The sequence below is a fragment of the Sporosarcina sp. P33 genome, from assembly GCF_002077155.1.
GTDB lineage: Bacteria > Bacillota > Bacilli > Bacillales_A > Planococcaceae > Sporosarcina.
Genome location: NZ_CP015027.1, coordinates 326755 through 350872, shown reverse-complemented (window position 1 = coordinate 350872; position 24118 = coordinate 326755). Strand labels below are relative to the sequence as shown.

Annotated in this window: 17 protein-coding genes, 1 pseudogene and 1 other annotated feature; all 18 genes and pseudogenes read left to right on the top strand. The window is 42.0% G+C overall.

Annotated features, from left to right (window positions below; all coding sequences use genetic code 11):
* Nucleotides 1-9: 9 nt before the first annotated feature.
* The 18 genes and pseudogenes from hemC (at nt 10) to SporoP33_RS01600 (ending at nt 23038) form a co-directional block, all read left to right on the top strand.
* Complete coding sequence (hemC, locus tag SporoP33_RS01685; protein WP_081242135.1) at nt 10-939, top strand: hydroxymethylbilane synthase; 930 nt, start codon at nt 10-12, stop codon at nt 937-939.
* Nucleotides 932-1696 carry a uroporphyrinogen-III synthase gene (locus tag SporoP33_RS01680; RefSeq protein ID WP_081242134.1) on the top strand — a complete coding sequence of 255 codons (765 nt, stop codon included), beginning with the start codon at nt 932-934 and terminating at the stop codon, nt 1694-1696. Before hemC ends, SporoP33_RS01680 begins: the two co-directional genes overlap by 8 nt.
* Nucleotides 1693-2673: a porphobilinogen synthase gene (gene hemB, locus SporoP33_RS01675; protein WP_081242133.1), complete on the top strand. Its 981-nt coding sequence runs from the start codon at nt 1693-1695 to the stop codon at nt 2671-2673. Before SporoP33_RS01680 ends, hemB begins: the two co-directional genes overlap by 4 nt.
* A 10-nt stretch (nt 2674-2683) precedes the next feature.
* Entirely contained in the window at nt 2684-3970 is a 1287-nt protein-coding gene (gene hemL, locus SporoP33_RS01670; RefSeq protein ID WP_081244718.1) for a glutamate-1-semialdehyde 2,1-aminomutase, read from the top strand.
* Nucleotides 3971-4237: 267 nt separating this feature from the next.
* Nucleotides 4238-4861 carry a hypothetical protein gene (locus SporoP33_RS01665; RefSeq protein WP_081242132.1) on the top strand — a complete coding sequence of 208 codons (624 nt, stop codon included), beginning with the start codon at nt 4238-4240 and terminating at the stop codon, nt 4859-4861.
* A 228-nt stretch (nt 4862-5089) separates the two neighbouring features.
* Nucleotides 5090-5308, top strand: a binding site (T-box leader).
* 52 nt (nt 5309-5360) lie between these two features.
* The gene (locus tag SporoP33_RS01655) at nt 5361-8006 is read left to right on the top strand and encodes a valine--tRNA ligase (protein ID WP_081242130.1); all 2646 of its coding nucleotides are present in this window, start codon (nt 5361-5363) and stop codon (nt 8004-8006) included.
* A 403-nt stretch (nt 8007-8409) separates the two neighbouring features.
* Nucleotides 8410-8541, top strand: a complete 132-nt coding sequence (locus SporoP33_RS16400; RefSeq protein WP_255363021.1) for a hypothetical protein — start codon at nt 8410-8412, stop codon at nt 8539-8541.
* A gap of 110 nt (nt 8542-8651) precedes the next feature.
* Nucleotides 8652-9602, top strand: a complete 951-nt coding sequence (locus tag SporoP33_RS01650) for an ABC transporter permease (protein WP_081242129.1) — start codon at nt 8652-8654, stop codon at nt 9600-9602.
* Between the two features lie 9 nt (nt 9603-9611).
* Nucleotides 9612-10523 carry an ABC transporter permease gene (locus SporoP33_RS01645; RefSeq protein ID WP_081244717.1) on the top strand — a complete coding sequence of 304 codons (912 nt, stop codon included), beginning with the start codon at nt 9612-9614 and terminating at the stop codon, nt 10521-10523.
* A 45-nt stretch (nt 10524-10568) separates the two neighbouring features.
* The gene (locus tag SporoP33_RS01640; RefSeq protein WP_081242128.1) at nt 10569-11582 is read left to right on the top strand and encodes an ABC transporter ATP-binding protein; all 1014 of its coding nucleotides are present in this window, start codon (nt 10569-10571) and stop codon (nt 11580-11582) included.
* A pseudogene (locus SporoP33_RS01635) lies at nt 11566-12549 on the top strand (ABC transporter ATP-binding protein). The gene SporoP33_RS01640 and the pseudogene SporoP33_RS01635 overlap by 17 nt, the downstream one beginning before the upstream one ends.
* A gap of 263 nt (nt 12550-12812) precedes the next feature.
* The gene (locus SporoP33_RS01630) at nt 12813-14123 is read left to right on the top strand and encodes an ABC transporter substrate-binding protein (RefSeq protein ID WP_081242127.1); all 1311 of its coding nucleotides are present in this window, start codon (nt 12813-12815) and stop codon (nt 14121-14123) included.
* A gap of 333 nt (nt 14124-14456) precedes the next feature.
* Nucleotides 14457-14942, top strand: a complete 486-nt coding sequence (locus SporoP33_RS01625) for a GNAT family N-acetyltransferase (protein ID WP_231293282.1) — start codon at nt 14457-14459, stop codon at nt 14940-14942.
* Between the two features lie 21 nt (nt 14943-14963).
* Entirely contained in the window at nt 14964-15218 is a 255-nt protein-coding gene (locus SporoP33_RS01620) for a hypothetical protein (RefSeq protein WP_081242126.1), read from the top strand.
* A 69-nt stretch (nt 15219-15287) separates the two neighbouring features.
* Complete coding sequence (locus SporoP33_RS01615; protein ID WP_081242125.1) at nt 15288-16319, top strand: S66 family peptidase; 1032 nt, start codon at nt 15288-15290, stop codon at nt 16317-16319.
* 695 nt (nt 16320-17014) lie between these two features.
* A complete protein-coding gene (locus SporoP33_RS01610) occupies nt 17015-18607 on the top strand; it encodes a type I restriction-modification system subunit M (protein ID WP_081242124.1) in 1593 nt (530 codons plus the stop codon).
* Nucleotides 18597-19850 (top strand): restriction endonuclease subunit S, encoded by a 1254-nt coding sequence (locus SporoP33_RS16185; RefSeq protein WP_196796829.1) that lies wholly within the window; start codon nt 18597-18599, stop codon nt 19848-19850. The genes SporoP33_RS01610 and SporoP33_RS16185 overlap by 11 nt, the downstream gene beginning before the upstream one ends.
* A 23-nt stretch (nt 19851-19873) precedes the next feature.
* Nucleotides 19874-23038 (top strand): type I restriction endonuclease subunit R, encoded by a 3165-nt coding sequence (locus tag SporoP33_RS01600; RefSeq protein ID WP_081242123.1) that lies wholly within the window; start codon nt 19874-19876, stop codon nt 23036-23038.
* The last annotated feature ends 1080 nt before the right edge of the window (nt 23039-24118 follow it).

Sequence of the window (24118 nt, the reverse complement as noted above, 5' to 3'; positions counted from 1 at the left end):
AAGGATATTGTGAGAAAGATTATTGTAGGTTCACGCAGAAGTAAACTGGCATTGACTCAAACCAACTGGTTTATTGAACAAATGAAACAGGCCGGTGCGCCATTTGAATTTGAAGTGAAGGAAATTGTTACGAAGGGCGACCAGATTTTGGATGTTATGCTTTCAAAAGTAGGCGGCAAGGGACTATTCGTAAAAGAATTCCAGCAGGCTCTGTATAACAAAGAGATCGACTTTGCTGTGCATAGCATGAAAGACATGCCAGCGGTAATTCCTGATGGGTTGACAGTCGGCTGCATTCCAAAACGCGTAGATCCGCGCGACGCATACATTGCAAACGATCACGTGCGTTTTATGGACTTGCCGATCGGAGCAGTTGTGGGAACTTCAAGTCTCCGCCGCAGTTCACAATTATTGATGCTGCGTCCGGATATCGAAATCAAATGGATTCGCGGTAATATCGATACACGTCTGCGGAAGCTGCATGACGGTGAATATGATGCAATTATTCTGGCAGCTGCCGGACTCAAGCGTATGGGCTGGGATGACAATATCGTAACAGAGCACTTGGCGCTTGATGATTGTATCCCAGCGGTAGGACAAGGTGCACTGGCCATTGAATGCCGTGAAGACGATGCGGAATTGCGCCGTGAACTGGATAAACTCACTGATGACAAGACATGGGTGGAATTGCAGGCTGAACGTACATTCCTTGCTGAGATGGACGGTTCCTGCCAGGTGCCGATTGCAGGATTTGCAACATATGATGGCAAAGAAGTCGAATTGACCGGATTTATTGCGTCACCAGATGCAATCGAAGTGTTCCGTGAAACTGTGAAAGGAACAGACCCAGTTGCAGTCGGTAAAGAAGTCGGTAAACTTTTGCGTGATCAAGGGGCCGCGGAAGTCATCGAGAAAGTGAAGGCAGAAATGGATGCGTAACGAACTGCCGTTAGCTGGAGAAACGGTCATTTTTACCGGAACACCTAAATCACAGGAAGCTGCCGAACTCGTGAAATCGTACGGCGGCATTCCTGTTTCTATACCCCTTATTGAAGTGGAAGAAATTCAGAAGAAGGCTGACCGCCAGAAGTTGCTGCAGGCGATGAAAGCGGATTGGCTGATTTTTACGAGTCAGTCGGCCGTCGCCGCATTTCGTGCGAAGATGCAGCGCTACGGGGTGACAGCAGATACATATTCGGGGAAAGTAGCGGCAGTCGGAACACGGACAGCAGCCTCTCTTGACCGGCTTGGTTTTTCTGTTTCATTCATCCCGAGTGTATTCAGTGCGGATGTCTTCGTTAAGCAGTTTAATCCGAAAGAGTCAGAGCGTCTGCATGTGGTCTTTTTAAAAGGTACACTGGCAGGCAGCCTGATTCGCGAGGAATTACCGTTTCATGTGTCGGAATGGACAGTGTATGAAACGAAAAGTGCAACAAGTGAAATCGATAAACTATGCCGCTGCATACTCCAGAAAAATCAGGTGTCTGTATTATTTGCAAGTCCGTCAGCCGTAGAGGTGTTTGCCAACCGTATTGCACCGAAAACGACATGGTCAGGGTTTACGGTTTGCGCAATCGGACACATTACAGAACGTGCGCTGCTGAAAACAGGCGCGCCCGTTCACGTGAAGCCTGAGACCTATACATTAGTCGAGCTGGTTCATGAACTGGCCAAACGAAAGGAAGAATTCAAATGAATCCAATAGAATTTAAGCGTCATCGCAGACTTCGTACACACCCAACAGTGCGTGCGATGGTAAGAGAGACAGAAATCAAAGCAGCGGATTTCATTTATCCTATCTTTGTGACAGAAGGTGAAAATGTACGCAATCCGATCGCATCCATGCCGGGAGTAGATCAATTTTCGATCGATCTTCTGCTGAAAGAGACGGATGAAGTCGTGGAGCTTGGTATTTCATCTATTATTTTATTCGGTATTCCATCCGAAAAAGACGCGGTCGGTTCAGGCGCTTACGAGGATGAGGGAATCATTCAGCGTGCAACACGTGCAGTGAAAGAGCGTCATCCGGAATTAGTCGTTATTGCAGATACTTGTTTGTGTGAGTATACCGATCACGGTCACTGCGGTGTAATTCACGATAATGATGTAGATAATGATGCAAGCCTCGTACTGCTGGCGCAGACAGCTGTCAGCCAGGCGAAGGCAGGAGCTGACATCATTGCACCGTCCAATATGATGGATGGATTTGTTGCGGTGATCCGTCAGGCACTTGATGATGCAGGTTTCCAGCACATCCCCATCATGTCGTATGCTGTGAAATATGCGTCCGCTTACTACGGCCCGTTCCGTGAAGCTGCACAGTCAACTCCACAATTTGGCGACCGCAAGACGTACCAAATGGATCCTGCGAACCGCATGGAAGCAATGCGTGAAGCAGAATCTGATATTCTTGAAGGCGCAGACTTTTTAATCGTCAAACCAGCATTGTCTTACTTGGATATCATCCGTGACGTAAAGAATCACGTACTGTTGCCGGTCGTTGCATATAACGTCAGCGGGGAATACGCAATGGTCAAAGCAGCAGCTCTTAACGGCTGGGTTGATGAAAAGAAAATTGTACTGGAAACACTAACAAGTATGAAGCGTGCAGGCGCAGATATTATTATGACATATCATGCTAAAGATGCCGCCCGCTGGTTGGAGGAGAAGTAATATGGAAAAAATGACATATACGAAATCTAAACAAGCATTTGAAAAAGCGGTTGATTTAATGCCTGGCGGCGTAAACTCTCCGGTTCGTGCATTTAAATCAGTAAATATGGATCCGATTTTCATGGAAAGCGGTAAAGGCGCAATCATTACGGATATCGACGGCAATGAATATATTGACTACATTCTTTCATGGGGTCCGCTCATTTTGGGTCACACGCATCCTGATGTAGTATCAGCGATTCAAAAGGTCGCAGAAACTGGCACAAGCTTCGGTGCGCCTACACTTCTTGAAAATGAATTGGCGGAACTGGTGATCGACCGTGTACCTTCGATTGATATGGTGCGCATGGTGTCTTCAGGCACAGAGGCAACAATGAGTGCGCTTCGTCTGGCTCGCGGCTATACGAAACGCAATAAGATCCTGAAATTTGAAGGATGCTACCATGGCCACGCGGACTCCTTGCTGATTAAAGCAGGATCTGGTGTTGCCACATTAGGTTTGCCGGACAGCCCGGGTGTGCCTGAATCCATTGCTTCAAACACGATAACAGTTGCTTATAACGACTTGGAAAGTGTCAAAGCAGTCTTTAAAGAATTTGGAGACGATTTGGCCGCAGTGATCGTAGAGCCGGTTGCGGGAAATATGGGTGTTGTTGGACCTGACGACGGTTTCTTGCAGGGGCTGCGTGATCTGACGGCGGAAAACGGTTCACTATTGATCTTCGATGAAGTCATGACAGGTTTCCGTGTCGGCTATAATTGTGCGCAAGGTCATTTCGGCATCACACCTGACTTGACGTGTCTCGGAAAAGTAATCGGCGGCGGTCTGCCAGTCGGCGCGTACGGCGGTTCACGTGAAATCATGGAACACGTAGCACCGGCGGGTACAATTTACCAGGCAGGTACTTTATCCGGTAATCCAATTGCTATGACAGCGGGAATTGAAACGCTGAAGAAATTGACGCCGGAAACATATGAGCGCTTTATTCAGCTTGGTGATCAGCTGGAAGAAGGCTTCCGCGCTGCAGCGAAAGCAAATAATATTCCGCACACTGTAAACCGTGCCGGTTCTATGATTGGGTTCTTTTTCACAGATGAACGGGTCAATAATTATGACAAAGCAAAAACCTCCGATCTTGAACTGTTTGCAGAATACTACCGTCTCATGGCGGAAGAGGGTATCCTTTTACCTCCTTCCCAGTTTGAAGGTATGTTCTTGTCAGCAGCACATACAGAGGAACAAATTGCAAAAACAGTGGAAGCATTCCATACAGTGTTTGCAAAATTGAAGAGATAATTTGGACGCCAGGCAGACAGACTTGCCTGGCGTTTTTTTGTTTATTCGTTTTGGAAGTGTTGCGGTTCTCCAGGCGAATAGCGCGGCTCCCTAGACGCATGGCGCTGTCAGCTATTCGTATTGCGTACGCGTTCACACTAATAACGTGATCCCTGCGACAATTAACACCATTACGCCGGTTCACTCCCGTTATACTTTACACATCACTTCTAAATTCCTCGCTTTCTTCATATAGTAGCCTGAGTTAAGAAAAGGAGTGAAGAGAAAATGACGACACATCAATGGACATTACAGGAGTCTTTTTATTTTCCTGCTGAATACGGCGCGTTTGCGGAAACGGCGGAAGTGAAGGTGACGCCTGGTTTTACTGAAGAACGTACAGAGGATGCAATTCGGCTGCAGGGGATCTATCATATTGCGGCAAACGTTGTATTTGATGCAGACAAGCAAGTGGAACTGTCGGCAGAGGACCTGCTCGTCATCGATGATGTGGAAGTAGAAAACGGCAAAGGATATTTTGAATATGCGGTGCCGCTGAATGTTGATTTGCCGGCAGAGCTTGACGGCAACCTGGAGCTTGATGTCCAGGATATTAAAACTGTTGCCAAAGAAGACGGCGGGTTGTCTCTGGAGTGGACCGTGCTTTTAAAGCAGGAAGTCCCTGTGCAGGAAGCGCCAATTGTTCAGGAAGAACCTGCTGCACCACAGCTGGCCGACGCTTCTACATCACATATGCAGTTTCTGGAAAATGCTGATCGTGCGGTAGAGCAAGTCCAAAATGAAATGGAAGACTTTCTCTTATACATCGCCCAGCTCGATGACGATGTGACGAGAAAGATCTTCCATTCAAATAATATTCTTGTAGAAGCAGAAGGACAAAGCAGCGAGTAAGCAAAATAATAAAAAGTCACCGGTCGTAGGTAGAATGAGTAATCGGATCAGCTGAAACACAGTCAGCGGAATAATGCAGCCTTTACAGTAAAATCTTGTCTTCCTGAGCCACGGCGGCAGCAGATAGGGATTATAACCTTTTCGCATCGTTCACCATCCTTTCTCGTTTGACTGGCAATCACTTGACGGACGCAGCATGTTTCCCATATAATAATGGGTGATAAGAATATAAATGCGAAGAGTAGGAAAGTACATGTGAACCGTTTTCTTCAGAGAGGGTGCGATTGGTGAGACGTGCCTGGAAACAGCAGATGGAAGTCCCCTATGAGCAGTTTCTGTGAAATAAGAGTAGCAGGAACCGGTGAAGACCGTTACCAAATCATGAAGATGTAATGCTCTTTAGCATTCATAAATAAAGGTGGTACCACGAGCTCCTTCGTCCTTTTACCGGGATGAGTGGGGCTTTTTTGTATCCCTTTTATTTGAAGGAGGAACTGTAATGACTGATGAACTGACAATGCCGACTAAATATGATCCGCAGGCAGTAGAAAATGGCCGTTATGAATGGTGGCTAAAAGGTAAATATTTTGAGTCCGATGTAAAAAGTGAAAAAGAACCATATACGATTGTAATCCCGCCGCCGAACGTAACAGGCAAACTTCATTTGGGCCACGCTTGGGATACAACATTACAGGATATGCTTATTCGTATGAAGCGTATGCAAGGATACGACGCATTGTGGCTGCCCGGTATGGACCACGCGGGTATTGCGACGCAGGCGCGAGTCGAAGAAAAACTGCGCGCAGAAGGGAAAACCCGCTATGACCTCGGACGTGAAAAGTTTGTTCAGGAAACGTGGAAGTGGAAAGAAGAATATGCAAGCCACATCCGCGCACAATGGTCGAAGCTTGGTCTGGCGCTTGATTATTCAAAAGAACGCTTCACATTAGATGAAGGCTTATCAAAAGCAGTTCGCGAAGTCTTCGTAAAATTATACGAAAAGAAACTGATCTACCGCGGCGAATATATCATCAACTGGGACCCTGCAACGAAAACGGCATTGTCCGATATCGAAGTAATTCATAAAGACGTCCAGGGTGCATTCTATCATATGCGTTATCCATTAACAGATGGCACGGGATCCATTGAAATTGCGACTACACGTCCTGAGACAATGCTCGGTGATACAGCTGTAGCCGTACACCCCGAAGATGAACGCTATCAGCACCTGATCGGCAAAATGGTGAAGCTGCCGATTGTCGGACGTGAAATTCCGATTGTAGCAGATGACTATGTTGAAATGGACTTCGGAAGCGGTGCAGTGAAAATCACACCTGCGCATGACCCGAATGACTTTGAAATCGGTAATCGTCATAACTTGCCGCGGGTTCTTGTCATGAATGAAGACGGCACAATGAATAAATTAGCCGGCAAATATGAAGGTATGGATCGTTTTGAATGCCGTAAGCAAATCGTCAAAGATTTGCAGGAAATGGATGTGCTCTTTGAAATCGAAGAACATATGCACTCTGTGGGTCACTCGGAACGCAGCGGGGCGGTAGTGGAGCCGTATTTATCCACGCAATGGTTTGTCAACATGCAGCCGCTTGCCGAGCAGGCAATCAATCTTCAGAAAAATGAAGATGAAAAAGTAACCTTTGTTCCGGACCGTTTTGAAAAGACGTATTTAGGCTGGATGGAAAATGTGCACGACTGGTGTATTTCGCGCCAGCTATGGTGGGGCCACCGGATTCCGGCCTGGTATCATAACACTACAGGTGAAGTGTATGTCGGACATGAAGCGCCGGCGGATGAAGAAAACTGGACGCAGGACAATGATGTGCTGGATACTTGGTTCTCATCTGCGCTATGGCCGTTCTCGACAATGGGCTGGCCTGATACGGAAAACGAAATGTTCAAAAAGTATTACCCTACAGATGCCCTTGTTACAGGGTATGATATTATCTTCTTTTGGGTGTCCCGCATGATCTTCCAGGCACTTGAATTCACAGAGGAGCGTCCTTTTAAAGACGTCTTGATCCATGGTTTGGTGCGTGCGGAAGACGGCCGTAAAATGTCCAAGTCCCTTGGCAATGGCGTAGACCCAATGGATGTCATCGAACAGTACGGAGCAGACGCATTGCGTTACTTCCTGGCAACAGGTTCTTCACCAGGACAAGATTTGCGCTATTCTACGGAAAAAGTTGAAGCGATCTGGAACTTTGCCAATAAAATTTGGAATGCTTCCCGCTTTGCATTGATGAATATGGATGGCATGACGTATGATGAAATCGATCTGTCAGGAGAGAAATCTGTAGCCGATGCATGGATCCTAACCCGTTTAAATGAAACTGTTGAGCAAGTGACAAGCCTTGCCGACCGTTATGAGTTCGGTGAAATGGGCCGGGCTCTGTACAACTTTATCTGGGATGATTTCTGTGACTGGTATATCGAGATGGCAAAACTGCCGTTATACGGTGAAGATGAAGCAGCGAAGAAAATGACGCGTTCGGTTCTTGCGCATGTTCTTGACCATACGATGCGTCTATTGCACCCGCTGATGCCATTCATTACAGAAGAGATCTGGCAGAACCTTCCGCATGAAGGCGAGTCGATCACAGTAGCGAAGTGGCCGGAAATGGATGAGGCATTAATGGATAAGTCCCGTGCTGGCCATATGAAATTATTGATGGATATTATTAAAGCCGTGCGAAATATTCGTGCGGAAGTGAATACACCGATGAGCCGTAAAGTCGATTTGTATATTTCTGCAAAAGATGAAGCGACTGTGGCGGTGCTGGAAGAAAACCGCAGCTACCTTGAGCGTTTTTGTAATCCGGAAGCACTGACGATTGGCGTTAAAGTGAATGCGCCAGGCAAAACCATGTCAGCAGTTGTAACAGGAGCTGAATTATATTTGCCGCTTGAAGGCTTAATTGATATTGAAGAAGAGCTGGCCCGTTTGACAAAAGAGCTAGGCAAGTGGCAGGGAGAAGTGAAACGCGTTCAAGGTAAATTATCAAATGAACGCTTTACTTCAAAAGCGCCTGAAGCAGTTGTTGCGGAAGAGCGTGCGAAGGAACAGGACTATTTAGAGAAGTATGCGGCGGTTGAGCGCCGTATTGCGGAACTGAAAGAGATTTAAAATAAAGTCAGACCCATTTGACAATGTGAAACTGTCAAATGGGTTTTTTCTGTTTTAAATCAATGAGCAGTGGCCAGTGGGTTCATTGTTCCGGTCAATCAATGTAGTAAACGTACACCATCAAAGCCGAAGGAAAGTATACCCTATAAGTTTCTAAAACCAATCCGAAATCTGGTACAATTTATAACTTTCATTATTCAAATAAACTTGGCAGAAAGTGATAACCAAATTGGTTTTGATTATAGAATATTCAGTAAATGTGTTAACATTGTGAATTTTAGATGTAAAATCTTTATATATAGCAGATGCAACAATTTCAAATACATACGCATTAGTTATAGGGTTTACTTTTTCACAAGTGAAATATTTATCTAGTAAATATGAATGAAAGGGTTTGGGGCGAATGATGAAACAAAAAATCAAGAAAAATGAATACTATTCCAATTATTGTACGAAGCGGAGGGAATGCGAATGGCGCTCTATGAATTATTCAAAAGAAATGAAAAAATTGCTGATGGTTCAATTTCAGCATTAACTGCAGCTGTCAGAATATGAATTTACAAATAACAGAATATCGTTCCATTGAATAAACATTCAACTTCAAAAATGAAAGACAAATATATTTACAGAAGAGGAGGAGTTTTTTTGAAGGTATATATTCTACAAAGGGTATTGTCACTGATCCCAATATTACTTGTCGTTGCAGTAGTTGTATTTTTCTTAATACATCTTACACCGGGAGATCCGGCGGCTATTATACTTGGGCCGGAAGCGCTTCCGCAAGACATAGAAAAGCTGCGGACGGAGCTTGGACTTGATTTGCCGATCGTAGAGCAGTTCTTCGTATGGTTTACAGCATTGCTGAAGGGGGATCTTGGATGGTCCTACTTTATGGAGATGTCAGTTTTGAAAGCGTTTACAAGCCATTTGGGCCCTACACTATCCCTTGCTATTTTCGCTCAGATCATCTTTATAGTAATTGCATTGCCATTTGGTATTATTGCAGCAACCAAGCGCGGCAGAAAAGCAGATCAGTTTTTCATGGTGTTTGCTTTACTCGGAATTTCCGTACCTAGTTTCCTATTAGGTCTCTTACTCATTTTACTATTTTCAGTAAATTTGGGATGGCTGCCTGTTGCAGGATATAAACCGTTAAGTGAAGGATTATTCACCCATTTGAAATTCCTCTTATTACCCGCAATTACCTTAGGAGCCATACAGGCAGCGTTAATTGCCAGAATGACCAGGTCCTCCATGTTGGATATCTTGAGTATGAATTATATTAAAACAGCACATGCCAAAGGAGTGAAAGAAAGAACAGTAGTTTACAAACATGCATTAAGAAATGCATTTATCCCGATTTTGACCGTTATGGGGCAAACGTTTGGAACATTGATAGCGGGTGCAATTGTTGTAGAAGTAGTATTTAACATCCCGGGAATTGGCCAATTAATTATAAATTCGGTATCCCGTCGAGACTATGCAGTGATTCAAGGAACAGTATTATTGATTGCAGTCAGTTATGTGTTTGTGAATCTAATTGTTGACTTATTGTACGGGGTAATCGATCCCCGCGTAAGGCTCAATAGAAAGTAGGGATGAATGATGAATACTATTAATGAGGTAATTGTTAAATCAGACACAACATTACAGCATAAAAAAGAACTTGCCAATGAGAGACGCGCTCTGTTTATCAGACGCATATTGGCGAATAAAATGATTGTCGTGGGCGGTGTCATCTTATTTTTTATAAGCTTGATTGCGATTTTTGCACCAGCCATCGTACAGTTTACGCCGTATGAACTAGAAACGATGAATCGTCTGAAGCCGCCCAGTTCAACGCATTGGTTTGGCACTGATAATTTTGGACGGGACATATTCAGCCGTGTAGTTTACGGTGCGCGAGTATCTATAATTATTGGGATCACTGTAGCGCTGATTACAGCGGTCATCGGTTTATTTCTCGGGTTATATTCTGCCTATTACCGGCCGCTGGATCATGTGCTTATGCGATTTGCAGATGGCTTAATGGCATTCCCGTCCATTCTTCTGGCCATCGCTATTATGGCTGTGATGGGTCCAAACGCCATAAATGTTGTCATTGCATTAGTTATTGTTGAAAGTCCTGTAGTTGCCAGGGTCGTTCGTTCGGCAGCACTCGTGATTAAAGAACAAACGTATATAGAAGCGATGAAAGCACAGGGGGCAAGCTCATGGAGAATTATTTGGCTCCACATTGCGCCGAATATCCTTCCCGCTTTAATTGTACAAATTACGTATGTTTTCTCTGTTGCTATGATCATCGAAGCAGCACTGAGCTTCTTGGGAGCAGGTATTCCTGCCCCGGAACCAAGCTGGGGAAATATATTATTTGATGGAAAAAGTGTGATTACTACTGCTTGGTGGATGACTGTATTCCCGGGTGTATTCCTTTTATTAGCTGTATTGAGCTCAAACTTGCTTGGCGATGGAATACGTGATTTGTTAGATCCTCATTCAAATAAAGCTAACAAATAACTGACTGATACGAATATCCATAGTTAGATACAAGGAGGGTTTACGATGTCAGAAACTAATTTATTAGAAGTAAAAAATCTGAAAACTACTTTTTCTACCGAGAAAGGCCCGACGACAGCGGTGGATGATGTGAGCTTCGTTGTGAAACCAGGAGAAATCTTAGGCGTTGTAGGTGAATCCGGCTGCGGAAAAAGTGTTACATCCGAATCGATCATGCGATTGCTAAATGAACGTACCACTAAATACGAAGGGGAAGTACTTTTTCAAGGGAAGAATTTATTACACCTGAATAAAAAAGAAATGCGGAACATTCGCGGCAATCAGATATCCATGATATTCCAAGACCCTATGACGTCACTCAATCCAAGTCAAACGATTGGTCATCAAATTGCGGAAGTGGTTATGCTTCATCAAAAAGTGAAAAGAAAAGAAGCTTATAAAAGAGCGGAAGAAATGCTGCGATTAACAGGTATTCCGGCGCCTGAAAAGAGAGTTCATGAGTATCCTCATGAAATTTCCGGGGGAATGAGACAGCGGGTATTAATAGCGATCGCATTGGCATGTGAACCGAACCTATTGATAGCAGATGAGCCGACAACTGCTTTAGACGTAACGATCCAAGCGCAAATATTAGACCTCATCAATGATTTGAAAAAGGAAATGAACATGGGAGTCATTATGATTACGCATGATCTTGGTGTAGTTGCCGAAGTGTGTCAGCGAGTTGTCGTAATGTATCTCGGTCAAGTCATTGAAGAAAGTAACGTCGAAGAACTGTTTTCACGCCCGCTTCATCCGTACACGAAAGGCTTGCTGAAATCGATACCGCAGCTCGATGGTGACCGAAGGCAAAAATTGCATGTAATCGACGGGGTGGTTCCTTCATTACATGACGTACCACAAGGCTGCCGTTTTGCGCCAAGATGTTCATTTGCAGATGAACTTTGTCTGAGTGAAGCGCCAACTTTAGAAACCGTAAATGAAAACCAAAAGGTCAGATGCTGGCATTACGCAAAAGTTGCGAATGAGGAGGTAATCAAAGATGTTACAACCGTATGAAAAAGAAGCACCTCTTCTCCAAATAAAAGGTTTGAAAAAACATTTTCCTATTAATAACAGTTTGGGAAAAACAGTGAACCACGTAAAGGCAGTTAATGGTGTGACGTTTGAATTATATGAAAAAGAGACGTTAGGAATCGTTGGAGAATCTGGCTGCGGAAAGAGTACGATGGGCAGAACTATCTTGCGTCTGACTGAACCGACGGAAGGTGAAGCGTTTTATAAGGGTCAAGATATTTTCAAGCTAGAAAACTAGAAATTCTTACCTATTAGAAAAGAGCTTCAAATGGTTTTCCAGGATCCTCATTCCTCATTGAATCCGAAGAAAAGAATCGGTTACAGCATTGAAGAGCCAATGAGAATTCAAAATATTGGAACGAAACATGAAAGAACAGAAAAAGCGATGGATCTCCTTAACAAAGTCGGTTTGCGAGCCGACCAATATTACCGGTACCCGCATGAATTTTCAGGAGGTCAAAGACAGCGTATTGGATTGGCAAGAGCGATGGCGGTTAATCCGAAAATCATTGTTTGCGATGAACCTGTATCGGCATTGGATGTTTCCATACAATCTCAAGTGATTAACTTATTGCAGGAATTGCAGGAGGAATTTAAACAGTCCTACTTGTTTATCGCTCATGATTTAAGTGTGGTTCGTCATATTGCTCATCGAATTGGCGTGATGTATTTAGGGAACATCGTAGAATTGGCCCCAACAGATGAGTTATTTAAAAAACCGCTGCATCCGTACAGTCAGGCATTATTATCCGCAGTGCCGATACCGAACCCGGCAGTGAAAAATACCCGCATACTTATAAAAGGGGATGTTCCTTCGCCTTCAGATCTTCCCGCTGGATGCGTGTTTCATACAAGATGCCCGCATGCGATGGACCGATGTAAAGCGGAAATGCCGCAGCTGACACAAGTGGCTCCGGGTCACACGGTAGCCTGTCATTTATATGAATAGACAGTGCTTCATGCACTGATTATAAAGTATTCATCATAGTCACTTTATCAGGGAGGAATCGGAAATCCCGAGTACTTCAAGGCAGATTACATGTGAATACGAGCATATCGAATAATAAGAGGAGGTGATATGGAATTCTGATGTATAAGACGTTATTCAGCAATTATAAAAAAACACAACATGATAACTTCAGTAGTGATGAACTTGCAGTATATACGGAATGTAAAAAAGAATTTTTTATAAAAATGGGAGGGGGGAATTAGATGTATAGAATATTGTTCAGTTTACTTTTGGTGTTTATGATAGCCGGTTGTTCAGATGATAGTGGAGGAAGTGGAAGTAGCAGCGGAGAAAGCACGCTGAATATTGGGTATAATGCGCAGCCGAATACAATAGATCCGCATATTTCAAATACAGCAACCACGACTGATGTGAGCCGTAATATTTTTGAACAGCTTTTGTCATTCGATGAAAACAACGAAGTGGCACCATTGCTGGCAGAGTCTTATGAAATCAGTGAAGATGGAAAAGACGTCACTTTTAAGTTACGCAAAGATGTGAAATTCCACAATGGCAACGAAATGACGGCAGATGATGTGGTTGCTTCAATGGAACGCTGGAGAAGTTTAAACGGAAAGGCAATTGCGTACTTATCGAATTCTGAATTTGTAAAAGAAGATGAGGATACGGTAGTGCTGCATATGGATAAGCCTTTAACGATTGTGAAATATATTCTGGCCATGAGCAGTAATTTTGGCGCAATTATGCCAAAAGAAGTAATTGAAGCAGCTGATCCGGCTACGGGTGTGAAAGAATACATCGGAACGGGTCCTTTCAAGTTCGTTGAGTGGAAACAAGACCAACATATCAAGTTAGCTAAAAATGAAGAGTACACATCGCCTTCAGGTGAAGCGAGCGGATTGGTAGGGAAAAGAGAGCCTTTGGTTGACACGATCTACTTCCATATTGTGAAAGATGCCTCTACCCGTGCAGCAGGAATGCAAACAGGAGAGTATGATTTAGCTACTCAAATTCTGACTGATAATATTGAGCAATTAAAAACAGATTCAAATTTGGAACTCCATCTGGACCCCGCATCATTTTTAACTAGTGTGTTCAATAAGAAAAAAGGACTTTTCACTGACCAAAAAGCAAGAGAAGCTGTAAACTTAGCAGTCAATAAAGAAGAGATTATGACAGCCGCTTATACAAGTGATGAGTACTACGATTTGGAACATGGTTTAATGTCTGAAAACTATCCAGCTTGGCATAATTCACCGTTATTTTCAGTATGGGCGGCTGTAAACCGCATAACGAGAGAAGGAAAGGTGCTAGGTCCGGAACAGCGATGTGATGTTATCACCGCTTTGAAATCCATGACGATATACGGTGCGGTGCTGAACTTTGATGAAGAAAATTCAGGAAGTATCGAAGTAGGAAAACGCGCAGATTTCGCAGTGCTTGAAGAAGATCCGACAAGCATCGATCCGAAAGGTATCAAAGACATAAAGGTACTGTCTACATTTATAGATGGCATTCCTGTATATGGCCAGCAGAAAATAGCAGCTACTTGATAAAACAGACGTACTGTAAAACAACATCTGTTCATCCAATGATGTGATAAAGAATACTAAATAGCCGGAAATGATGATGGTCATAAAAACCAAATTCATTTCCGGCTATTTTTTTGTATAAAGAACGCTGGCCAGTAAGAAGGAAAAAAACACCTTTTATCGAACATTACGTATAGAACCTTATGGAATCAATGGAGAGGTGTTTTTCTATAGGATTACAAGGCGTTATCCAAAGAGATAAAATAAAGGCTGTTAGTATCGAAGCGAGTGGCGGATTTTTTACTAGTATCAATGCAGACATACTATGCAGACTTGCGACAGGAGGGACGCTGAGTGGATTATATCGTTCGTGACATGGCGGAGCGTGATTGTAAGAGAGTCCAGGATATAGCGCTTGAAAGCTGGCGTGCTACGTATGAGGGGATTATTCCGCGTGAGATTCAAGATGATTTTCTTCGGGTGGCTTATAGTGACGAGATGATGGAAAGCCGCTTGGCAGGTTCGCATGTATTTGTTGCAGAAGTGGCTGGTGAAGTCGTTGGGTTTGCAGATTTTTCTCCGGTGGATGAGACGGGAAGGACGGAGTTGCGCGCCATTTATTTTTATCCGCAGCATCAGGGCAAAGGGATGGGGACAGCTCTTTTAAGAAAAGGGATTGAAGAGCTTGGGGGTGTGAAGGAAATTGTCGTGGAAGTGGAAAAGGAAAATATCGTGGGAAAGCAATTTTATGAGGCAAAAGGATTTAAGCCGATCAGAGAATATGTCGATGATTTTGCTGGCCATAGTTTGAAAACAGTCCAGATGGTTCTGACAGTTTGATTGAGAAAAGGGGAGATGTATTTGAAAAGACTGATGTGGATTGCAGTGAATCTGCTAACCGGCTTATTTGTAACTATAAATAGTGTAGCAGGTTATGCAATTAGTGGCATAGGCGAAGGATCTTCTCCTAATATCATGATACTCGGTTTGGCGGCTGCTTGGATGATTGGCTTTGCTCTGCAGCTGAAGAAGCAGCTGCGCGCTATTGGTCTGATCAGTACGTTCATTCCCGTGGCATTCATTCTCTATGTGTATATTAAAGTTTCTATGATGTAACGGAAGGAACTTTGAAATTCATGTGTGAAGAAAAGTCGAAGAAATAAAAAATATACTAGGAGGTCCAGAATGCTGACGAAACCAAAGAAACTTCAGCGGGGAGATCATTTCGCGACGGTCAGTCCGTCGTGGGGAGGTGCGGGCGAACCGGAACTTAGGTGGCGCTATGAACAAGGAGTGAAAAGACTGGAGGAGATCTTTGGTTTGATCGCTGTTCCGATGCCCAACAGTTTGAAGGGAGCAGATTATCTATATGAACATCCCGAAGCGCGTGCTGAAGACCTAATGACGGCGTTCAATGACCCAGCTATTAAAGGAATATTTGCGAATATTGGAGGAGAGGACAGTATTCGATTGCTTCCCTATATTGATTTCAAGGTGATACAAAACAATCCCAAGATTTTCACAGGGTATTCTGATGTCACCATATCCCATTTGTTTTGCCATAAAGCGGGTCTTTCATCTTTTTACGGGCCGGCTATTTTAACTGATTTCGCTGAAAACGTAGAGATGAATCCATATACAATCGAAATGGTGAACCGGACTTTCTTTTCCAATGAAAAAATCGGAGACATTCAACCTGCTGAAGAATGGACAAGCGAGAGACTGGAATGGGTAGAATCGAATAAAAATATACGGCGGACGATGAATCAAAACAAGGGCTATGAACTGCTTCAAGGTTCAGGTGTTGTGCAAGGACGGCTGATCGGCGGCTGTATGGAAGTACTGGAGTTTGCGAAAGGGACAGAGCTTTGGCCGGATACAAAGTATTGGGATAACAGTATTCTGTTCTTTGAAACATCGGAAGAGAAACCTGAGCCGGGTTTCATTACACGTTGGCTGCGTAATTATGCAGCACAAGGTATTCTCCAAGCAGCCAATGGAATGATTTTTGGCAAACCCCAGGATGAAAAATATTACGAGGAATATAAAGCAGAAATCCGAAAAGTAATGAAGGAATATAAACTGGCACATCTGCCAATTCTCTATAACGTAAATTTCGGACATACGGAACCGAAGTGTATCTTGCCGTATGGAGCGAAGGCTGAGATTGATTGTGAACGGAAATCATTTGCGATTCTGGAAAGTGGTGTTCAGTAAACCGACTGTAATATGTCTTGTATTTTTCAGTTCATCAATGCCAAAAGTGTAGGATGATTTTTCTCTTCACGGCACGGATGAAGAAGTAAACTTTTTAGGAATGTTCTTGCGGCTGTTGCATCGCGTTGATCGGTCATACCGGTAGGATAAACCGTTTTACTAGTTGTTTTAAATCTTTGCAGAATCTGGCGGTTGGGTATATCTGTCCAACTCCTGGCATCTCCAAAAAGTAATATCATGGAATTTCATCGAACGTCATAAACCCTGTCATATCAAGGTTTATGACGTTTATTAGTGTCATACGATTTCATAGAATTTCTAATGATATTTTTAATTTTATATTTTAGATAGTTTGACTGTGAGTAAATTGTTCAACTATCTAATTCAAATAATAAAAATCCTTTTAGATTAGCGACTATTACTTCCATGGGTACCACTATAAATCTTACTGGAGCAAAGATGAATACAATTACCAGATCAGTTCGTTTGGGCATTATGAATGATCATTTTATGGCGACTAATGGTGTCCGCGTCTCATCAGCCGTACTGCCCCCTTATGGTATAATGTTGATAGGGGTGGAGCGATTATGAGAAGTATGAAGTGAAAAACTTCTGTTTTAGAAACATCATACCCAGAATTGTATTAAATAGATTTTAAAAAAGTAAACTAATGACAGAAAAGTGAGGAACACAACATGGCTGAATTGAACTCGAGATTATTTAGTGCTGCCGACAACTTGCGCAGTAAAATGGATGCATCAGAATATAAAAACTATCTATTAGGCTTGATTTTTTACAAATACTTATCCGACCGTTTATTAGAGAAAGTAGTCGAGCTTTCCGATGAATCACTAGAAGAATACGATACAGCAGATAAACAAACACAACTCTATAGGGAGTTATTAGCCGATGCAGATGTAAAAGAGGACTTGATTGAAACACTGGTAGATACATTAGGTTATGATATCGAACCAGATTACTTGTTCAATGTCTTAACAGATCAGGCGAAACAAAACACGTTCCAATTAACCGACTTAAATAAAGCATTTATCGACTTGTCTACAAAATATGATCAATTTAATGGCTTGTTCGATGATGTGGATCTAACTTCTAATAAACTGGGATCAGACCCACAGCAGCGAAATATTACAATTACAGAAGTGATTAAGAAGCTGAATCCGATTAATTTATTAGGGCATGGTGGAGATGTAATTGGAGATGCCTATGAGTTCTTGATCAGTCAGTTCGCTTCAGAAGCCGGCAAGAAAGCAGGAGAATTCTATACACCACATGAAGTATCGGTCATGATGGCGCGTATTGCGGCACTCGGTCAAGAAGATAAAAAGTTATTTAGCGTATATGACCCGACGATGGGATCCGGTTCATTGATGTTGAACGTCCGGAACTATATCAATCATCCCGAAAGCGTCAAATATCATGGACAAGAGTTAAACACGACTACATACAATCTAGCAAAGATGAACTTGATCTTGCATGGCGTGGACAAGGAAGACATGCGTTTAAGCAACGGGGATACCCTGAACAAAGACTGGCCAACAGAAGAACCCTATACATTTGATTCAGTCTTAATGAATCCGCCATATTCAGCAAAATGGTCAGCTGATGATACATTCCTGGACGATTCTCGTTTCAATCGGTATGGACGATTAGCACCTAAATCGAAAGCAGACCTTGCGTTTTTATTACATGGACTGTATCACTTGAAAGATTCAGGCACCATGGCGATTGTATTACCTCATGGTGTTTTGTTCCGTGGAGCAGCGGAAGGAGTCATACGTAAAAGGTTGTTAGAAGATGGAAGTATTGATACGGTTATTGGAATGCCAGGGAACCTGTTTTTTGGAACTTCAATTCCAACAACGGTCATTATCCTAAAGAAAAACCGTACTACCAGAGATGTGTTGTTTATTGATGCGAGTAATGACTTTGAAAGAGGTAGGAATCAAAATAGGCTTTCCAAATCCAACATCGATAAAATTGTAAACACTTACGCTAAGAGAGAGGACGTTGATAAATATTCTCATGTTGCTTCTTTCCAGGAAATTAAAGAAAATGAATTCAACTTGAATATTCCTAGATACGTAGACTCTTTTGAAGAAGAAGAACCTATTGACTTGGCCAAAATTGGTACAACAATAAAAGACATTAGAAAAGAACAGGTAGAGTTAGAATCCAATCTGTATGAAATGATTTCTTCGCTCCAATTTGATGAGAAGGATTCTGAATGGATTAAAGGTGCACTAGAGGTGTTTAATCGTGAAAAATAAAAATATTCCTAACATTCGTTTTCCTGAATTTAATGATACGTGGGGACTTCGCAAATTGGGGGAACTAACAGAGCGTGTACGCGGCAATGATGGACGAATGAACTTACCTACACTTACTATATCAGCAGCAAGTGGCTGGCTAGATCAACGAGAAAGATTCTCAGCAAACATTGCAGGAAAAGAACAAAAAAATTATACATTACTTTCAAAAGGAGAGCTCTCGTATAATAAGGGAAATTCAAAATTAGCGAAGTATGGTGTTGTCTATGAATTGAAAAACTATGACGAAGCATTAGTACCGAGGGTCTATCATAGTTTCAGAGTAAATAAATACTCGCTTGCTAGTTTTATCGAGTATATGTTTGAAACAAAAAAGACTGATAAAGAACTAGCAAAACTTATCTCTTCAGGAGCACGTATGGATGGGCTTTTGAATATAGGATATGAAGAATTCATGGGAATCAAAATTAAAGTACCGAGCATTATGGAACAAGAAAAAATAGTCAACTTAATACGTAGTTTTAATAATGTTATTTCTCTTCAGCAGCAAGAACTAACCATCCTCAAACAAACAAAACAAGGATTCTTGCAAAAAATGTTCCCAAAAGAAGGGGAAGCAGTGCCGGAAGTTCGGTTTCCGGGGTTTACTGAGGATTGGGTACAGCATAGGTTTGAAAAAGTGTTTGATGTTCATACAGATTTCGTTTCAAACGGTAGTTTTCAAGACTTAAAGGATAACGTAAAACTTTATCATACAGAGAATTATGCTTATATGATAAGACTTACAGATGCGAGTAATAATTGGAAAGGTCCATGGCTGTATACTGATCAAAAGGGGTTTGAATTTCTAGATAAATCGACAGTGTACGAGAATGATATCTTAATGTCAGACAGAGGTACCATTGGGAAGTTCTTTTTAGTCCCCGAACTTGGTAAACCAATGACTTTATCATCAAATGCGGTCTTGTTGAGAAGTTCAAAAAATGATAATTCCTTTACCTATTATTTGTTGAATACTAAAGAGGTTGAAAATCAGATAAAGATGCGAACCACTCCAGGTGCTCAACCTATGATAAGCAAGACGGAATTCAAGCAAATAACTGCAAAGTTCCCAAGACTAAATGAACAAAAAAAAATCGGCTCTTTTTTCAAACAACTCGATGATACTATCATCCTTCATCAGCGTGAATTAGAAGCCCTACAACAAACAAAAAAAGCTTTCCTGCAAAAGATGTTTGTCTAAGCGAATAGAAAGGAGGATAACGCATGACGAAAATTCCTCATAACGATGAAGAAGAAGTAGAACGTCGCCTGATTGAAGTCTTAGGAGAAGGACACAACCAATGGAACTACCGTCCCGATCTGAAGTCAGAAGACGATCTCTGGAAGAATTTACGGCAAAAGATTATTCAGAATAACTTAGCGGAAATCGGCGAAACGCCATTAACCGATGCTGAATTCGATATCATTAAAACAGAATTACTGTTAAAAACCAAAACTCCTTTTGAAGCGGCGAAATGGCTAAAAGGGGAGAATGGCATTGCCCGTATTACGATTGAACGTGAAGATGTTTCCATCGGGGCTATGTCATTGGTTCTGTACTCCAATCAAGATATAGGAGGGGGGATCTCTACATATGAAGTCGTTCATCAGATTGCAAAGAATAAAACGAGTGTAGAGGACCGGGATCGTCGATTTGATGTCACGCTGTTGATCAATGGATTGCCGATTGTACAAATTGAATTGAAACAAGCTACTGCGGAAGATGGCGTGTTTCAAGCCCATAATCAAATCAAGAAGTATGCAGAAGAAGGGCTGTTCCGAAATAACATCTTTTCTACACTGCAATTGTTTGTCATATCCAATGAGCAAACGACTCGCTACTTTGCGAATGCCATGCCGAAAGATATGCACAGGAAATTCCTCTCTAGCTGGCGTACAACGGATAATCGAAAAGTGGACAATCTGTATGAGTTCGTCAAGCAAGTCCTCAATATACCGGACGCGCATCGATTGATCGCGAATTATACAATTGTCAGTGAAGATCAGGACAATAAAGCCTTGATGGTACTGCATTCGTATCAAATTCATGCGATTGAAGCGTTATTCACATCGGCGATGAAACACCAATCTGGCTATGTCTGGCACGCGACCGGTTCGGGGAAAACCTTAACGAGTTTTGTGTCAACCAAGTTACTCGCCAGAAAAGCAGGTGTAGACCGCACCGTGATGTTGATTGACCGGAAAGACTTGGACAATCAGACGACGAGCGAATTTACAAAATTTGCTTCGGAATTTAATACTGGTATTTCGTCAGGCACAGCGAAGTCAAATAGTTTAATTGTCGGAACAGGAAGCTCGAAAGAATTGAGTGACACGCTGCTATCCAGTGCCAATTCCAATACAGTGATAATTACGACGCGTCAAAAATTGGAAGCTGCCTTACGCTATGCAGAGAAACAAGAAGAACAAAAAGGGTCGCAACGCTTTAAGAAGCTCATGGGACAGCATATCGTATTTGTGGTCGATGAATGTCACCGAGCTTTAAGTGCAGAGGGGATGGAAGCAATTAAGGAGTTCTTCCCTAACTCTACGTGGTTCGGCTTTACAGGTACTCCGATCTTTGACGAGAACAAGAAACAAGCAAAAGGTCGGTTGGCTCGGACGACACGTGATCAATACGGTGAAATGTTGCACGCGTACACGATAAAAAATGCGCTAGACGATGGAGCAGTATTAGGATTTCAAGTAGAGCATGAAGATACGATTGAGCCCGTCTCCTTGACCAACTACATCTTTACTCAATTGCGTGCGAAAGAGAATTATGCTGCGCTAAGTGACAATGAAATCAATGATGAAATTGATCAGATGGACGGAATCGAAAGGGAAACCTATATTGAACCCTCGTCTTATGAACGGGACGAGCATATTCAAAAAGTCCTTCATAAGATATTCCGCCCTGACAATGCCTATACTAAATTTGGTTTTGAAAATGGAAGACCCCAGAAGTCTGCCATTTTAACTACCAGCTCGATTGCAATGGCGAAACGATACTATCATGCGATCAAGGACATGACACGTGATCCCGATTGGCTGACGAAGGAGTTCGCTGGGCATCCGATCCGAAAAGGTCGCACCATTGACGATCCGGATTTTCCGCGAGTGGCGATCACGTATTCATTGCAGGAAAATGAAGAAGACTCCAAAGAGAATCAAGACGAGATGAAAGAGATTATCAAGGATTACAACGCGTATTACGGAACGTCTTGGTCAATAGAAGATATTAATCGCTACAATGGCGACATCAACAACCGACTGGCGCGCAAGAGGGCTGAATTTAAACAGTTGGGGAAGCAAGTCGATTTAGTCATTGTCGTCGATCGACTGTTAACGGGGTTCGACGCGCCAACGGTTCAAACCTTATTTGTAGATCGTAATCTAAGTTATGCGAATCTGATTCAAGCATTTTCTCGGACTAACCGGACGTATCCAGGGAAAAAGAAAGGCTTGATTGTCACATTCAGGAAGCCGGCGACGATGGAACATAACGTGAACGAAGCGACTAAACTTTATTCGCAAGCACAAGAAGAAACCAATCTGGTGTACCCATCATATAAGGAATCGAAGAAACGCTTCAAGAAAGCCCATTCGTCCTTTACTGAGTCAGTACCGAATCCTGAAAGTATCGACGAGCATTCACCGATTGAAGAACGCATTGAGTTCGTCAAAGCCTTCCAAGAGCTAAACAATGCCTATGAAGCGCTGGTTACCTATGATGATTACAACGATGACATGGAGAAATCAAAAGCACTTCAAGAACAGGTGAAAATCTTGGAGGAATACGTGGGGATATATCACACAGTGAAAGGTTCACTGATAGACGAAGTGGATCCAGAAAATCCAGATGATGAACCCGACTTTTCAGGAATTGAGTTCTTTGGAGAAAATGCGATTAAGCTGTATGACATCGACTCTACTTACATTGACCGATTACTGGAAACTTATGCAGCGAATAGTCCAGATATCCGTGAAGAAATTGAAAAGGCGCTTCAAAAACTGAATAAGACGGATGTCGTAAAAAACGTATATACGGATATTCTAAATGCCATTGACGCTAAGGAAGTAGACGAAGATGAAGATATTTTCTCAGTCAAGCGACGTTATTTCACATCAGCTTATGATGACGCGATAGAAGCGCAGTCTAATACGTGGTTTGTAAAAGAGGATCAACTTCATTTATCAGCAATTCAGTACACCGTGGGGTCAGACACCATTCCGAATATCAGAGGTATTCTAGACAGTAAAGATTTCGATAAGTATAAAGCTGAAAATCCAGGAGCGAAGCCGTTAAAATACGGACCAGAAATGAAGCGTGATTGGATTCATGTATTGAATGAGGTTATTGTTCCTTTAAGTGATGAGTTAAGGTGAAAATTCCCGCCGTCACCATGCTCTGAAAATAAATAATTTCAAACAGTGTATAGAAAATGCAGCAAAGCTTAATAGTATAGAAGAACCGCGTAAAACCAAGTTGCAAGATTCTTGGTTTTACGCGGTTTTAATTTGTCAATTATGGTTGTTCACGCTGAATTATATGTTTATGTCTCAGTTCAGTTCTTCTTTTTGATAAGTCTTTAAGAAACAACTATTCGTATTGATCATTTTTTCTGTATACTACTTAGGCAAAATATTTTTTTCATCCAACGTTGGAATATTCCTTCGTTGGTCCAAAAATATTCTAAAGCTGAAAAGAAGCCTCCCGGTAAATGTTTTTTCGATTTGACAGTGGATACAATTGACCAGGCTATCGTTTTCCATTGATATATAAATTGGAGATTATGTAACTTTTTTGATCTTATTATCTACAGGCCGTACTAGTGTTACCTAATGCCTTGGAATGAAAAAATCGCATACACATTAGATAATATTTTTTCACTGGTGAAAAAATAAATATATTTAAAATGTCGTATAAAGTCTGTTTTTAAAGGGTTTTAATTAAAAACACTCTATATTCGGAATCTTCTTGACAGTTTGAAATTTCATATGTAAGATAAATCGAAAGGAATTTACAATAGAAAGGAGATTGCAGAATGAATGTGATGAGATCAAAAGAGCAACGGTTACTAAATTGTTCGAAGTACAAAAACGATCATAATAATTTGTCATAGTCTTCCATAGCCTGCGTGTTAATCTAGTGTTTCCTTTCAAAATGAGTACTTGTTTTCAGTAAGGAACCGTCCTCTTTATCTTGTATTCTTCTACTTTTATTTGATTATATTTCTGCAGTTACGTACATTCCGTCTACTTAATTTTGGAACTCTAGCGCTATATACATTTATTGAAATAAACATGTTCTGATTTTATGTAATCGCTTACAGACTGCTTGATTACAGTAGAAGATCTCAAATAAACCCAAATTTGTTTATACTTGTTGCAATTATGAATAAAGATTTCATGAGAAACTTCCTGAAGATATAAAACGAATTTTCAATGAAGAGCTTAATTCACAAT